This window comes from Orbus hercynius, assembly GCF_003634275.1.
Classification (GTDB): Bacteria; Pseudomonadota; Gammaproteobacteria; order Enterobacterales; family Orbaceae; genus Orbus; species Orbus hercynius.
Genome location: NZ_RBWY01000001.1, coordinates 1,083,342 through 1,098,440 on the forward strand (window position 1 = coordinate 1,083,342; position 15,099 = coordinate 1,098,440).

Genomic DNA, 15,099 nt, shown 5'->3' on the forward strand with positions numbered 1-15,099 from the left:
ACTTGGCTATTAAACCACATTTAAATCAATAAAAAAAGCTGCTTAAATGAAGCAACTTTTTATGACTAACAATCATTAAGTTAAATTATTCGCTATACTTTTAATTGATAACGCTTATGAACGTTTCATCATATCGAAAAACTCTTCATTTGTTTTAGTCATTGATAACTTATCAATCAAGAATTCCATCGCATCGATTTCACCCATTGGGTTGAGGATCTTACGCAAAATCCACATTTTTTGTAACTCATCAGATGACGTCATTAACTCTTCTTTACGTGTACCAGAACGGTTAAAATCAATTGCCGGAAACACGCGGCGTTCCGCGATTTTGCGAGAAAGATGTAATTCCATATTCCCCGTGCCTTTAAACTCTTCGTAGATAACCTCGTCCATTTTAGAACCGGTATCAACTAACGCAGTTGCAATAATTGTTAAGCTTCCGCCTTCTTCAACATTACGCGCTGCCCCAAAAAAGCGTTTTGGACGGTGTAATGCATTAGCATCCACACCACCGGTTAATACTTTACCTGACGAAGGAACAACTGTGTTGTATGCTCGCGCTAAACGGGTAATGGAGTCTAAAAGGATAATTACGTCTTTTTTATGTTCGACTAAACGTTTAGCGCGTTCAATCACCATTTCAGCTACTTGCACATGGCGCGCAGCGGGCTCATCAAATGTTGAGGCAATCACTTCACCTTTAACTAAACGCTGCATTTCCGTGACTTCTTCTGGGCGCTCATCAATCAGTAACACCATTAATTCACATTCAGGGTAATTGGTTGCTAAGCTTTGTGCAATATTTTGTAGCAACATGGTTTTACCGGCTTTTGGCGGTGCAACAATTAAACCACGCTGACCTTTACCGATTGGTGATGCTAAATCTAATACGCGAGTCGTTAAATCTTCAGTAGAACCGTTACCGCGTTCCATACGAAGTCTTGAATTGGCATGGAGTGGCGTTAAGTTTTCAAATAGGATCTTGTTTCGGGCATCTTCAGGTTTATCATGATTGACTTCATTGACTTTTAATAATGCAAAATAACGCTCGCCTTCTTTCGGTGGTCTAATCTTGCCTGATATTGTATCACCAGTTCTTAAATTGAAGCGTCTAATTTGACTTGGTGAAACATAGATATCATCAGGACCGGCTAGGTAAGAGCTGTCGGCTGAACGCAAAAAACCAAAGCCGTCTTGCAAAATCTCAAGTACGCCATCGCCAAAAATGTCTTCGCCACTTTTTGCGTGCTGCTTTAATATAGCAAAAATAATATCTTGTTTACGTAAACGGGCTAAGTTTTCAAGCCCCATTGTTTTTTCGCCTAGTGTAACAAGCTCTGATACAGGTTTAGTTTTTAGTTCGGTTAGATTCATAGTTTAATAGGTTCTTGAGGATAATTTCGATATGATTAATTCGTTGTTTGTTTATATCCACGCAATTAACATTTTGTATTAATACACGTAATGAATAGTCTAAATGTCATCTCTTTATACAATAAAACGTTTTAACTTAATTAACACAATTTGATATTACTTTAAAATATTGTACCGTCCACAAAGACTGATCACTAAAATTATTCAACTAGGTGGATAAACAGAGAGGAATCTCATAAGAGATAGCAAACAATTTACACTAAAATTATTATGGTGTCTATGGTTAATCGTAAAATAGATGTTAAACCATTATAAATAAGTTATCAATTACGGGAATGTTTACGCGCAGTCACGTTGTGAGCATGAACACTAGCATTTAAAAAATAAACGGCATAAAAAAAGGCGCTGAATTCAGCACCTTTCTAAAAATCTATATTTTATAAAATTGGCGGAACGGACGGGGCTCGAACCCGCGACCCCCTGCGTGACAGGCAGGTATTCTAACCAACTGAACTACCGCTCCGCGTTTTATTTCTTCACGACAAAACTGTGTCTTAAAGTAGGCGAGATATTAAAGATTTATTTGAATATCGTCAATAAAATTTTGCATTCCTAGCAATCAACTGCACATAAATTCATCACCAAAACATCCCTATGCTTATTTACGCCAAATCGCCCCACCGCTTTTTTTATCGATTTTATCTAACCATTCATTATGAATAACAAGCTCATCTTCAGTGGCTTTAATGACTTTTAGATTAAAATCATCACGATTGATTTTAGCTATTCGTTCTTGCATCACCGATGAATTAGCATTCCCCGCTTCATCGTGATTAAAAGTAAGTAATGTTTGTCCACCGGTCATCGCCAAATAAACTTCGGCTAAGATTTCAGCATCTAACAACGCGCCATGTAGCGTTCGATGTGAATTGTCAATTTGATAGCGCTCACACAGCACATCTAAGTTATTACGTTTACCGGGGAAAATACGCCTAGCCATTGCTAAGGTATCGGTCACAACACAGTGCGCAGCGGTAACAAAATCTATGTTTGCCAGCCTAAATTCATAATCCATGAATCCCACGTCAAACGATGCATTATGAATAATTAGCTCTGCGCCATCAATAAACTGGATAAAGTCGTGTGCAATATGACTGAAAATCGGCTTATCTTTTAAAAAGTCATCGCTAATCCCATGCACGGCAAATGCGCCCTCATCAACAAGGCGCATCGGATTAATATAGACATGAAAGTGATTGCCGGTCAAACGGCGATTAACAACCTCAACCGCACCGATTTCAATCACTTTATGGCCTTCATAATGATTTTTTCCGTCTTGATTCATACCCGTTGTTTCGGTATCAAGTACAATTTGTCTATTTGGTGTTATCATATTTTTACTATTCATTGGCGATTTAGGGTTTTTTAATCTAGATTAATTCTGTAATATAGTTTACCGTTTATTTTGCAATTTAAAAAATGCTAATTGAGTATGCTAAAAAAAATCGATATTTACACTGATGGTTCATGCCTTGGTAATCCAGGTCCTGGTGGATATGCTGCAATATTAAAATATCAGCAAAAAGAACGTATCTTAACTGAGGGCTATTTTTTAACAACCAATAACCGCATGGAACTGCTTGCTGCAATTATTGCACTCGAAGCATTAACACAAAAATGTGCAGTAAAGCTCTATTCCGATAGCCAATACTTACGTAATGGTATTTTATCATGGATTCATAATTGGAAAAAAAATGGCTGGAAAACCGCCAATAAAAAGCCGGTAAAAAATGCCGATTTATGGTGCCGCTTAGATCGTGTTGTAACTCAACATGCAATTGAGTGGATTTGGGTTAAAGGGCACGCAGGTCATATTGAAAATGAACGTTGTGATATTATTGCTAAAGAATCGGCCAATAATCCAAAATATCAAGATGATGGTTTTATCGCTGATGCGTCATAATTAGCATCATTAGGGAGGCACAGTGACTAAGTACAAATTACATATTATTCCATCTTTAACTGATAATTATATTTGGTTACTTGAAAATTCACAGCATCAAGTTATCATTGTTGATCCAGGTGAAGCATCGCCAGTCATTGATTACTTATCAACCCATCATTTATCACCAATAGCCATTTTGCTCACCCATCATCATCATGATCATGTTGATGGTGTGGGTAGCTTGCAGCAGCGCTACCCCAATTTGCCAGCATTTGGACCTGATGAAATTGATTTACCGATCACAAAAATATCGCCAGACACATCAATCAACTTTGGTGAGTTAACATTTGAGATTATCCCAGTCCCCGGCCACACACTGGGTCATGTTGCTTATTACGCTAAACCGTATTTATTTTGTGGTGACACCCTGTTTTCGGCAGGCTGCGGACGGCTTTTTGAAGGGACGCATGCACAAATGTTGACTTCACTTAATCGATTAAAAGCCTTACCTAATGATACCATCGTCTGTGCCGCCCATGAATACACGCTTAGTAATCTTAAATTCGCAGCAACCCTTGTACCAGAAGATATGATAATTACTCAATATGAGCAACATATCAAACATCAAGCTATCACCTTACCATCGACAATTGTACAAGAAAAAGATATCAACCTGTTTTTACGTTGTGATGAGGTAAATTTACAAAAAAAATTCAATTTTCATAATGAATTAGAACTGTTTAAATTTTTTAGGACACAAAAAGACAGTTTTTAGGTATAATGCGCGCCACTGTATACTAACTGATTAGTCAAAATGCGCATTGCTCTTCTTCTTTTACTCACGATTTTGATAAGTGGATGTCAAAATACGCAATCACCCAATACATTGGGCAGTGTGACCCAAAAACGAGTAAAAACAAATGTTACAATAGCTGATAATTCAAACTACACATTAATCACACAAGATCCTTGGTCATTTATTCAAAACCAGTTACAAATTAAAATTCCTGATAATAAACGGATCATGATTGAAAAAGATAAAATCATCAAAAATAAGAATTCGTTTGAAACCAATATATTACGCTCAGAGCCTTATATTTATTATATTGTAAACCAGCTTAATGAACGTAATATGCCTGTGGAGTTAGCTTTAATTCCTTTAATTGAAAGTGCTTATGATCCACTCGCAACATCTTATGCTAAAGCAGCAGGATTATGGCAGATTGTGCCAATTACCGCCAAACAATATGGTTTGACCAAAAATAATTGGTATGATCCAAGGCGAGATCTGATTGAATCAACCGATACCGCTATTAATCTATTGCAATACCTCAACCAACGTTTTGATGGTGATTGGTTACTAACGCTTGCAGCTTATAATGCAGGCGAAGGCCGTGTACAAAAAGCGATAACCTGGAATAAATCAAAAGGTCTGCCCACCAATTTCTGGGCACTAAATTTGCCGAAAGAGACGATGCAATATGTGCCTAAGTTTTTAGCCATTACCAATATTATTCGTCACAATGACCAATATCGCATCTCGCTACCGAATTGCGTATATGCGAATTCATTAGTCAAGTTTGATTTGTCAGAACAAATTAGCCTCGATAAAATCGCTGATTATGCGGGTATTTCACTTGATGAATTACTGGAATATAACGCAGCTTATACCAAAAAAGTCGTTAAAGGCCCATATCACTTATTTATTCCAGCTAATTATGCACCTGCACTATATACCAAATTAAGCGCATCTCATTTAGTTAGCTCAGATATCATCGATTTACTGCAAGTTCAGCCCAATACAATCGAAACAAAATACACGAATGCCGATCCTAATTTAACGAATAATAAATACGTTAAAATTACTGATCGAGAGATTAATTATTACGAAAAAGAGCATAAACGTTATAGCCAGATTATCTATCGCGTAAAATCAGGCGATAACCTGTATTTAATTGCTAAAAATCATAAAGTTAGCGTCAGTGATCTTCTGCAATGGAATAAGATTCAAAACTCAAATAAACTTAAGCCGGGCGAGAAACTGACCATTAATATTAAAAATGGCAGTTCGTAATGATCACATTGAATAATGCTAGTAGGCAGATCACGAAGTCACAATGATCAAAGGCTAAAACTGACAAATAAGGGATTATGATCTGAGGTATTGGTGTGTAAAATTGAAGCCTGCTCAATCTTTAGGCCACGATAAAAAACAAAATCCAGAGGCCGCCCCATAAATGTTTTGCGTAAATCCGTTGTGAAGTTAACGGGTTTTAAATTCATCATCCGAACTAAATTATAGAGTAAATGTAGCCGCTGGCGGCTCCAGGCATTGAAATCACCGGCTAGTATCACAGGTCCTTCGTGCAATTGTATTCGATTTAGTAGCATTCTTATTTGCTGACGATAAATCTTGACCCCAAAACTAAAGTTGACGGCATGAATGTTGGCAACTAATAAGCTCTGTGTAGTATTAGGTAAGCGATATTGGGTAACTAAAGCCGATTTAGGAATTCTTATCAACGGTTCTTTTTCTTTAAAAGCAATAGCAGAGATAGGTTTAGCATTGGCTATCGTCATCACACCAGCATAGCTGTCATTAAAAAAGTAAGCAGGAACATGATCGGCAACTTTGTGATTTTTACGAATAAAATTCAGTAACCTTGGTGTAGTTTGCGCTTCTTGCAGCAAAATAAGTTGGGTTTGATCTAAATATTTTTCTAAAAAAGCCAAGCTATCGGCACGTTTTTGTTTGAAAATATTCCACACTAAGATACTTAATTGATTAGCCACAATGAGTGGCTGATCAACAATAATCTGTTGGTGGGGCTCGATAAGTTCAATGTTATTATCACCAAGATAACGTATAACGTAATCATGATTAGGTAAAAGTCCGATAAACTTATTCATATTACCCCTTATCACCCAGCACCATTACCTCATCTGTTTAAGATAATCATCAAATGACAATGTTTGATTTTGCTCTTTTTGTTTCTGCTTAGCGATGGATTGGATTTTTTGATAATTAAAATCACCTTCAGTTAGAATACGTAAAGGTTCAGCATTAAGCTGCTGTTTATATTGCTTAGCCAATGCTAAACCAAATTTAGCCGTCCCAAGATCACTAATTGCCTGTAATGTTCTTGCTGATAATGTCAGTTCTGGATGATCGAACATAATGTTGAGCCGTTCACACACTCTACGATAAGATTTTTGTTCATCTTGATGATCAAGTACGTCTGCCACTTGCAATAAATCCTTAAATAGGTCATGCCCGACTTTCGCTAGAGGCTGATGATAACTCCCACATCCCATACTAATAATTTGATCAGGTTTTCGACCTTCCATAATCACTCTATTCCAATTCACTTTAGTACATTGCAACTCTTCACTACTCATTTCCGGCGATGGTGCAAGTGCACACCAAATTAAAAACAGATCAACAAAACGGATCTGTTCTTCAGTAATACCAATTGGTGAGAATGGATTAATATCTAAAGATCTCACTTCAATGTATTCAATTCCCGCTCTCAACAATGCGTCCGATGGTGTTTCGTCATTTTTCGGCACTCGTTTTGGTCTGATTGGTGCATAGAACTCATTTTCAATCTGTAAGATATTGTCATTAATTTGTCGATATTGACCATCAACTTTTATGCCAATTTTACTAAACTCAGCCGATTTAGTGTGCGTTGCTTTGGTTAAGCCTTTCACATAAGTGGCTAAATCATTAAATGTAATACCAAGCTGTTTTTGTGCATTGTTGGTATAACCGATATCACTTAAACGTAATGACGTCGCGTAAGGTAGATAACAGTTACCATTGGTCTGTTTAGTGAATTCTTTTAATTTTTCGGGATCTTTGATAAATGACCCACATGCCGATGGTGAAGCACCAAATAAATAAGGAATAACCCAACCAAATCGATAATAGTTACGAATAATATTGAAATAGCCGGCTGAAATGACATCTTTGCCTTCCTGAGCATCGTTGATGTTATATCTAGCTTGCCAAAATGCAGGAGGCAGCGAAAAGTTATAGTGCACTCCTGAAATCGTTTGCATCATTGCCCCATAACGATTCTTTAACCCTTGTCGATAAAGCGTTTTTAATAACCCTTCATTAGATGTGCCGTATTGCGCTAAAGTGATCTCATCTTCATTAGCGACAAAACATGGCATACTTAATGGCCACATCAATTCATCATCAATATGTACATTAGCATAACGATGTAAGTCCTTTAAAAAAGTCAGCATATAATCAATATTGGTATTAACTGGCGTTATAAATTCAAGCATTGATTCAGCGAAATCAGTAGTAATCCATGGATGTGTTAAGGCAGAACCAATTTCAAGTGGAAAAGGTGTTTTTGATAAGGTTCCATCATGTAAAATACGTAGCGTTTCTCTTTCAACGCCTCGTTGAATTCCATCTAAAACGGTATAGTGTTTCTCTAACCAGCTTAATGCTTGCGATACATCAGGAATCAAAATGGCCTCCATCACGGCAACTATTACGACAATATTGACTCATCATACCATAACTTTATGGGCTTTTTATACTAGCCAATTAGGATAAATATTTTTACTTATGTCGGCCAACCGCCTCAAGTGCTGCGTATTGCGCATGTATAAAGCAAGTATCAAATAAAGCAATCGCGGTATCGGTTTGTTTGATTAATAAGCCAATTTCGGTACAGCCTAAAATAATACCTTGTGCGCCATCGTTAGCTAATTTATGCATAATCGTTAAAAAAGCACGTTTAGACTCAGCCTTGATAAGGCCCAAACATAATTCCTGATAAATAATATTATTAATGATAGCCCGATCCTCTGGCGCAGGAATGATGACCTCAATACCATGATTCATGATGACTTGTTTATAAAAATTCTGTTCCATCGTATATTGAGTGCCCAATAGCGCAACTTTTTTAATGTGCTGTGTTTTTAATGATAGTGCCGTTGTTTCGGCAATATGTAAAATAGGGATAGTGATTGCCATTTGAATATCAGCGAATACTTTATGCATAGTATTTGTGCAGACAATAATAAAGTCAGCACCAGATTGCTGTAAGCTGGCAGCGGCTTGTGCTAAAATTTTGCCACTTTTATCCCAATTCCCATTGACTTGACACTGCTCTATTTCTTGAAAATCAACGCTATATATAATGCATTTTGCTGAATGTAAACCACCAAGCTCCGCTTGAATGACTCGATTAATCACTTGATAATAAGTCACCGTGCTTTCCCAACTCATCCCACCAATTAAGCCAATTGTTTTCATTTGATGTCCTTATTATATTGGGTATTTTTTAATAGTACGAGAATTTCCATATGTTCGGTATGAGGAAACATGTCAAATAACTGCACACATTGGATTTGATACTGTGTTAAGACCTTTAAATCAGCAACTAAACTGTCTAAATTACAACTTGAATATAAAATATATTGTGATGACATTTGATGTAAATAATCAGCTAACGCTTGACCTAAACCACGACGAGGTGGGTTAACTAAAACAAGATCAGGTTGCGAGTTTGGTTGTGAATAGGCAAATTTTGCCGCATCCAATGACTGGAAGCTAATTTTGTTGTAATCCATTAAACGAGCTGATAATTTTGCACACGCTATCGCTTCTTGATTAATTTCAATGCCCGTTAATTGCCTTTGCGCAGTAATACAATGTAGTCCAAATCCGCCCACGCCACAAAATAGATCCCAGATAGCATTAACATTTAATGAGTCTAACCATTGTTTAGCTGTGGCATATAACTGACTGGCGACAGCGGTGTTTGTCTGAAAGAAGCTGCCTTTTTGTATGAATAATGGGATATTATTCATCGTTATCGGGAACTGTTGTTGCTGCGTCAAAATAAATTCTTGTGGGCCTTCAAGAACCGCCGAATGCTCTGGCTGAATATTAATCGAGATCACGATCAATTGTGGCATATTTTGTTGTATTTCAGCTAAAGCATGAGTGATTTTTGATTGTTCTTTTTCTGAGCGCAAAACAATTCGCAGCATAAATTGACCTTTGGCCTCAGTTAGAATAATAAATTTAATTTCCCCTTTTTTCTTGCGAATGTTATAGGGAACTAACTGCAATTGCTTAATTAACGTTCTGAGTTGATATAGTGTTGAGCGCATTACGGGAGAATAAAGGGGGCAATCACATAAATCGACAGCATTACCATCGGTCATTATGCCTAGTATTGGTTTTTCCACCGTACCTAAAACGGCCATTTTAGCTTTATTACGAAAAGCAACTTGCTCACTCATAATCGGATCTAAAATCACCTCAGGGTTAAACTCATTTAACTTTTGAGATAGCATTGCTTGTTTATCGTGTATCTGTCTGGCGTACGGTTTTTCTAACCAGGAGCAAGATCGACATTGGTGAGAATTATAATAAGAACATATCATATTTATTTTAATAAAATCATTTGGTTAATTTTTTTTTAAAAAAAAGTGTTTTTTTATGGAACTTCTATTTTGTTTACCTGTCTTAATATGTGCCACTGCTTTATTTTTTCATTTTATAACCATGCCATCTAATTTAGATGGCTTTTTTTACGGTAACATGGCTCACATACTGTTGAACAGCTAGTGCTAAAACAATGATACCGCCACCGATTAGGAACCTTAACCAATCAATTTGCTGCTGCCAAATAATGACATTGACTAAAATTCCAGCAGGTATAAGTAAATTATTCATAATTGCCAGTGTACCAGAATCCACTTTTGTTGCCCCATAGTTCCACAAAAAGTAACAGACACCTGAAGCGACAATACCAAGCCAAATTAAAATTGACCATTGTGTTAATGTTGTCGGTAAACGCGCCGAGTGACCAAACATAAACCAGCAAATAACAGCCACAATAGCGGCACCGATATATACCCAAGCAAAAGCATATCGATGCGGTAAGTGATAAACCTCCATTATACGCTTATAGCCTACTTGTCCGATAGCAAAACTGATGTTTGCACCTTGAATCAATAAAAATCCCTGAACAAAGTCGGCGGAGATATGATCATAGCGAATAATTGCTGTGCCAACAACCGCCAAACTAGCGGTTAATAAATAGTAGGTTCTTAATTTGTGTTTCTGCAAAATATCGTAGATAAGTGTAATATAAATTGGGGTGAAAATGGTAAATAATAGTAATTCAGGCACTGTAATATAGTCAAAAGCACGATAATAAAAAATATACATTATACCTAATTGGCAAGCACCAACTAGCGCGAGCAAAGTAATTTGCTTAATCGAAAAATAACGTAAACGTAAGAAAGGTAAAAAAACTAACAAAGCAAGCATAATACGAACTAAAACAGCAAACCAAGTATCAACTTGACCGCTCAAATACACACCAATCAGACTAAATGAAAAGGACCAAATAATCGTTACAACAATCAAATAAAACACACTGACCTCATCATGTACACAAAAATAAAAAAAATAGTTTACATGTTTTTGTCGATAAAAAAAACCCGCTGCAAGCAGCGGATTTTCTCATCAAAGCGGTTTATTTATAGTACAACAACTTCAGCAGCTGCTGGACCACGCGGGCTGTCTTGAATAGCAAACTCGACCTTTTGCCCTTCTGCTAATGTTTTGAACCCGTCTCCAGTGATTGCTGAAAAGTGAACAAACACATCTTTACTACCATCTGTTGGAGTGATAAAACCAAAACCTTTACTTTCGTTGAACCATTTTACTTGGCCAGTTTTCTTAGTCATTATTAAGTTTCCTGCTAAAATTAATTTCTTGCCTACTGAGGCTGTTTTTAAGACTACTACAACAGCCAACTGAGTAAAACATAAGAAACCAATGAAAAATACATTTACAATCTTAATGCTAAAACAAAGTTCGTGCTGCGCAATTAATCTTCGTTATTATTACCTCATATATTGTAAAGATAATCAAGCAAATAATCATGATTTTGGTAACTGAGTTCACAATTTTTTTATCTAGTCTTTATCATATAGTGGAAATTTGACTTATGTCAAAACCTAATAAATAAAATTTATTATATTGATTATTATTAATAAATTATTTTAAAATAAAAATAAATAATCATAAAAATAAAATTCCATTTCTTTACAAATAGTTTACATGAAGAAAATAAATTTACACTTTCATAACAATTAAAAACAAAAAAAGCGAACCTAAATTCGCTTAAATTTTATCCCAAAATAGTAAGTATTAATTCGCTATTGGTAATTCGATTGTACCATTTGCGATGCGAATATAATCATTTTGTTTTGCCGTCTGCACAATTGGAACTAAATTTGCTTTAGTCACTGATGGTGCAAGTCCAATCTCGCCCTCTCTTGCTTTAGCGCGAATCATTTGACTATCTGGTAATGTGGTATTGGAATTTAAATTACTCCACAACCAATTCATCGCACTTTCGCCGTAATAGTCCAGAGCAACTAACGTATTATCAAAAGGTAGCTCACCGCTAAGATAGCTGGCATTTTCAACTTCAATATAACGTAAGTTAGAAAAACTGCCTTCAACAAAGCTATTTAATGCCGCATAAGCTCGAGAAGAGTAGTCAGGTAAATTTTTCACATTTAATTGACCGTGTACTATAATCGTTTTTATTTGATTTAATTTACCTGTCGCAGTCACAGCAGCTAAACCATCGAGAACTCGCCTTTCTGATAGTTTATCTCGCAGGCAAATTGCACCTGATAAATTATAATCAACATCACTTTCCCCCTTTGAACGAGAAAAGAATTCGCGATGAGCGCCTTTAGGATCTGTATCGTTAACCAAATCAATAACAATAGTACGATCGTCAACTTTAATCGGTAAAGAGCCTGAATTTAGAGCCCATATTGCCGCAAAACTGGTCTTTGTTAATGGCTCAACTGACCCTTCATAATACAATTCATCAGTATCAATACTGGCAACAGAATAATTACACAAATGTTCATCAACACCATAACGACCATATTCACTAATGTATTTATAGGGATAATTGATGGATTCAACATGATAATAATAAGGCAACTGATAGGCCATTTCGGGAGTCCAGCCGTATTGATATAGTTTTTCTAACGCTTCTTTGGCTTGTTCTTTTGGCGTTAATTGAGCTAACAATCCGACTTTCTGTAGTGCAGCGCAGCGGTTTTCGGCAAAAAAGAATGCATCTTGCTCCGGCACACGAGTGCCAAAAGTCATCTCATTTAATTCTAACGCCGCGCAGGGAATGTAAAGAGCGCCATAGGAACTATAATCAATGAGCGACTTAATCTTGAGTGGCGCAATATTAGCTGTGCCTCGTTTGATAAATAATGGTATGTTTGGGTCATCGCTAATTTGTATTTGTGGATTGACAGCAACGATCCCATCAATAATCCCCTCTTTATCAAATTCTCCAGCTTTTAATGCAGCACCACCGCCATCAGCAGCACCATAAACTAGAACATACGTATTATTTTTATTTAATATTGCCTCACGAGTCGGTGAAAACATTTCATTGAGCTGATAAAATGCAAACTCGATTGAGTTTAAAACATATTCACCCCATTTCGCTTCTGGATTTTGTTTGGAATGTAGTTGCTTAATGGCATAACGATTAAGATAATTTTTTGCCGTTCCCGTTGTAGACAAATTGAATATGAGTTCATTATTATTTTCATCTTGATGACTTTTTCGACCATCCACTCGAAAGCCATCTTGATGGTCTAAATCAAATATAGTGTTACCAAGTCCTTTATCATTGTAAACCACAGCGCAATTATGATTTAACCCCCAAAGCCCTCTTATTTGTATATCCTTGGCATTATAAATACCATCAGAATCAGTCGCGGGTACCGCAATAATACAGGGATTATTTTTATCAAAATCGAGGGGCACTTGTAACAAAAATGCAACGCGCTCATCGCCATTGACTAAAACAGCTTGAATCTCAGTCCCTGCAATTCGACCATCAAAAAGAGGTGTTAATGACTGTTTTTTAAACCCAAAAAACTCCCCTTCACCATCTTTAGTATCAATGTAGCGATTTAATCTTGCTCTTTTAAGTTCAGTAAAGGTGGGATTTTGTAAATCAACAAATTTATTTTTAACTTTGATTTGAGAAAGTTGAGAAAATCCATACCCTGCCGTAGCAAGATCATCACTTTCACCATCATAGAAAAATGATTTACCAATCTCTAGCCATGCAGGTTGCGAATTAATTGGTAATTCATCATTTTTTTTTATGAGCGGTGAATAATTGGCAAAGCTGATACTGTAATTCGATAAAACCACAAAAAAAACAATATATGTGGTGATATTTTTTAGTTTAATCATGTTAACACTCTATATTTGATATGATCAAAATTTGGTCTATCGGTATTTGACCGGTATCAGAAGTATAACAATAAAATCACGATATTTTAATCTTATTTTCATATCGAGAAGGCCAGATTTCTTCTGGATTTAAACCGATCGCATCGGCAATAATTCTCTCGCCTTTCGGCCACTTACGATCTAATACATTACGAAGCGTATTTTCTGATAAGCCCGCCTCTCGCGAGAGTTTTCTTAAACTTAATCCCTGTTTTTCGAGTGCAGCTCGAATATCTGCTCGATGCCAATCTTGAATTTTTTTTTGATTTTCATTATGATTTTTCATTTTAACTTCCACATTTTGGTAATTTACTCAGAATTTCATTATACGACGACAAATTATTTTAGGAAATTAAATTTCCAAAAAATAAAATATTATTAAATATAAATGAATATTGTTATACTTGGACGTTAACTAAATTTTTTACGTTATCTTTATATTTCTTAAATTATCTTTATTTTTTTGTGATTTTGTGACATTATATTGTTAAAAAAGATAATCTATACCGTTAATAAGAAAAATTTTCTTTTATTGTTTAATATGATATTTAAGACAACGGAAACTTATGAAACAAAATTATTTTACCTTTGCTCAACGACTAAAATATATTATTGGTGACAGCTCTCTTCTAAGCTTCTCTAAAAAATGTAATCTATCTGAGAGCGCCATTAGAAAATATATTAGAGAAGAATCTGAACCAACACTTCAAAATCTATTGACTATGGCAAAAGTAGGAAATGTGTCAGTTGCTTGGTTAGCAACTGGCCATGATCCATTCGTTTCTAATGCAGATCTCTTACCGCAAGATACCAAAAATATCGTTGTGACGGTTCCTGAAATTGAGTTTAATAATATATTAGCATTCACAAATAACACGCTTACCCCACTTGAAAAAAAGAGCAATATTATTACAGAATGGGTGTTAAGTCGTGACTGGTTATACCGTTCAGGTCTGATTAATGAAGATTTAGCAATTGTTCAAGTCCCTTATAATAATATGGCAAACACAATAAAATGCGGTGATATAGCCGTTATTAGTTTAGCTAAAGGAGACTTAACCCATGTATTAGCGGGGATCTATATTATTTTGCTCAATAATAAACTATTGATAAAACGTATCCAATATGATCCAATCGAAGATGGGTATCACTTGATTAATGATAATGAAACGTTTAAAAACCATTTAATCAAACAAAATGACGTCACGCCATTTCATGTATTGGCAAAAATCGACCACATTTTAACTAATATTTCTTATTAATCGAACATTAATAAATACCGCATAAATGCGGTATTTTTTTGTATATCTAATCGTAATTTTTCAAAAACTGAATTTTACTTTACGCTATACATCGCTTGTAAATGATTTTTTTTGTCTTTTTTGGTTTTGATTAGTTTGATTAAATTTTTATGTGGAGTTCTCATTTTAAT

General features: G+C 35.7%; 14 protein-coding genes and 1 tRNA gene. 4 read left to right on the forward strand and 11 right to left on the reverse strand.

The annotated features are described in order from the left end of the window. Positions 1–114 precede the first annotated feature (114 nt). The 3 genes from rho to dnaQ form a co-directional block, all read right to left on the reverse strand. Entirely contained in the window at positions 115–1,377 is a 1,263-nt protein-coding gene (gene rho, locus DES39_RS04945) for a transcription termination factor Rho (protein ID WP_121144625.1), read from the reverse strand. 446 nt (positions 1,378–1,823) lie between these two features. Further along, positions 1,824–1,900 (reverse strand) — tRNA-Asp (locus DES39_RS04950). A gap of 135 nt (positions 1,901–2,035) precedes the next feature. After that, on the reverse strand, positions 2,036–2,770 hold the full coding sequence (dnaQ, locus tag DES39_RS04955; protein WP_211324620.1) for a DNA polymerase III subunit epsilon: 735 nt from the start codon (positions 2,768–2,770) through the stop codon (positions 2,036–2,038). A gap of 99 nt (positions 2,771–2,869) precedes the next feature. On the opposite strand from dnaQ, the gene rnhA reads away from it, so the two are divergent. Genes rnhA through DES39_RS04970 form a run of 3 tightly spaced genes read left to right on the forward strand, consistent with a single transcriptional unit; the run spans position 2,870 to position 5,396 of the window. Then, complete coding sequence (gene rnhA / locus DES39_RS04960; RefSeq protein ID WP_121144627.1) at positions 2,870–3,340, forward strand: ribonuclease HI; 471 nt, start codon at positions 2,870–2,872, stop codon at positions 3,338–3,340. A 22-nt stretch (positions 3,341–3,362) separates the two neighbouring features. Continuing rightward, positions 3,363–4,097, forward strand: coding sequence for a hydroxyacylglutathione hydrolase (gene gloB, locus DES39_RS04965; protein WP_211324621.1), 735 nt, complete (start codon positions 3,363–3,365; stop codon positions 4,095–4,097). 39 nt (positions 4,098–4,136) lie between these two features. Continuing rightward, entirely contained in the window at positions 4,137–5,396 is a 1,260-nt protein-coding gene (locus DES39_RS04970; protein WP_121144628.1) for a transglycosylase SLT domain-containing protein, read from the forward strand. Positions 5,397–5,443: 47 nt separating this feature from the next. Here the strand turns inward: DES39_RS04970 and DES39_RS04975 are convergent, their stop codons facing one another. The 8 genes from DES39_RS04975 to DES39_RS05010 all read right to left on the reverse strand — a co-directional run bounded on the left by DES39_RS04975 (position 5,444) and on the right by DES39_RS05010 (position 13,953). After that, the gene (locus DES39_RS04975; protein WP_121144629.1) at positions 5,444–6,232 is read right to left on the reverse strand and encodes an endonuclease/exonuclease/phosphatase family protein; all 789 of its coding nucleotides are present in this window, start codon (positions 6,230–6,232) and stop codon (positions 5,444–5,446) included. Positions 6,233–6,256: 24 nt separating this feature from the next. After that, a complete protein-coding gene (gshA, locus tag DES39_RS04980; RefSeq protein WP_121144798.1) occupies positions 6,257–7,813 on the reverse strand; it encodes a glutamate--cysteine ligase in 1,557 nt (518 codons plus the stop codon). A gap of 94 nt (positions 7,814–7,907) precedes the next feature. Next, positions 7,908–8,606 carry an aspartate/glutamate racemase family protein gene (locus DES39_RS04985; RefSeq protein ID WP_121144630.1) on the reverse strand — a complete coding sequence of 233 codons (699 nt, stop codon included), beginning with the start codon at positions 8,604–8,606 and terminating at the stop codon, positions 7,908–7,910. Continuing rightward, entirely contained in the window at positions 8,603–9,745 is a 1,143-nt protein-coding gene (rlmC, locus tag DES39_RS04990; protein ID WP_121144631.1) for a 23S rRNA (uracil(747)-C(5))-methyltransferase RlmC, read from the reverse strand. The genes DES39_RS04985 and rlmC overlap by 4 nt, the downstream gene beginning before the upstream one ends. A gap of 133 nt (positions 9,746–9,878) precedes the next feature. Next, positions 9,879–10,745, reverse strand: coding sequence for a carboxylate/amino acid/amine transporter (locus tag DES39_RS04995; RefSeq protein WP_121144632.1), 867 nt, complete (start codon positions 10,743–10,745; stop codon positions 9,879–9,881). Positions 10,746–10,849: 104 nt separating this feature from the next. Then, positions 10,850–11,059: a transcription antiterminator/RNA stability regulator CspE gene (gene cspE / locus DES39_RS05000; RefSeq protein ID WP_121144633.1), complete on the reverse strand. Its 210-nt coding sequence runs from the start codon at positions 11,057–11,059 to the stop codon at positions 10,850–10,852. 466 nt (positions 11,060–11,525) lie between these two features. Next, positions 11,526–13,628 carry a 3-hydroxybutyrate oligomer hydrolase family protein gene (locus DES39_RS05005; RefSeq protein WP_121144634.1) on the reverse strand — a complete coding sequence of 701 codons (2,103 nt, stop codon included), beginning with the start codon at positions 13,626–13,628 and terminating at the stop codon, positions 11,526–11,528. 76 nt (positions 13,629–13,704) lie between these two features. Next, positions 13,705–13,953 carry a helix-turn-helix domain-containing protein gene (locus DES39_RS05010; protein WP_121144635.1) on the reverse strand — a complete coding sequence of 83 codons (249 nt, stop codon included), beginning with the start codon at positions 13,951–13,953 and terminating at the stop codon, positions 13,705–13,707. Between the two features lie 280 nt (positions 13,954–14,233). Between DES39_RS05010 and DES39_RS05015 the strand changes: the two genes are divergently transcribed. Then, positions 14,234–14,929 carry an XRE family transcriptional regulator gene (locus tag DES39_RS05015; RefSeq protein WP_121144636.1) on the forward strand — a complete coding sequence of 232 codons (696 nt, stop codon included), beginning with the start codon at positions 14,234–14,236 and terminating at the stop codon, positions 14,927–14,929. Positions 14,930–15,099: the final 170 nt, after the last annotated feature.

What these genes read in the sequence shown, in the direction of transcription:
- rnhA (WP_121144627.1), top strand. Translation starts at nt 2,870, where the DNA reads ATGCTAAAAAAAATCGATATTTACACTGATGGTTCATGCCTTGGTAAT.
- DES39_RS05015 (WP_121144636.1), top strand. Translation starts at nt 14,234, where the DNA reads ATGAAACAAAATTATTTTACCTTTGCTCAACGACTAAAATATATTATT.
- DES39_RS05010 (WP_121144635.1), bottom strand. Translation starts at nt 13,953, where the DNA reads ATGAAAAATCATAATGAAAATCAAAAAAAAATTCAAGATTGGCATCGA.
- DES39_RS05005 (WP_121144634.1), bottom strand. Translation starts at nt 13,628, where the DNA reads ATGATTAAACTAAAAAATATCACCACATATATTGTTTTTTTTGTGGTT.
- rho (WP_121144625.1), bottom strand. Translation starts at nt 1,377, where the DNA reads ATGAATCTAACCGAACTAAAAACTAAACCTGTATCAGAGCTTGTTACA.
- rlmC (WP_121144631.1), bottom strand. Translation starts at nt 9,745, where the DNA reads ATGATATGTTCTTATTATAATTCTCACCAATGTCGATCTTGCTCCTGG.
- DES39_RS04985 (WP_121144630.1), bottom strand. Translation starts at nt 8,606, where the DNA reads ATGAAAACAATTGGCTTAATTGGTGGGATGAGTTGGGAAAGCACGGTG.
- DES39_RS04970 (WP_121144628.1), top strand. Translation starts at nt 4,137, where the DNA reads ATGCGCATTGCTCTTCTTCTTTTACTCACGATTTTGATAAGTGGATGT.
- dnaQ (WP_211324620.1), bottom strand. Translation starts at nt 2,770, where the DNA reads ATGATAACACCAAATAGACAAATTGTACTTGATACCGAAACAACGGGT.
- DES39_RS04975 (WP_121144629.1), bottom strand. Translation starts at nt 6,232, where the DNA reads ATGAATAAGTTTATCGGACTTTTACCTAATCATGATTACGTTATACGT.
- cspE (WP_121144633.1), bottom strand. Translation starts at nt 11,059, where the DNA reads ATGACTAAGAAAACTGGCCAAGTAAAATGGTTCAACGAAAGTAAAGGT.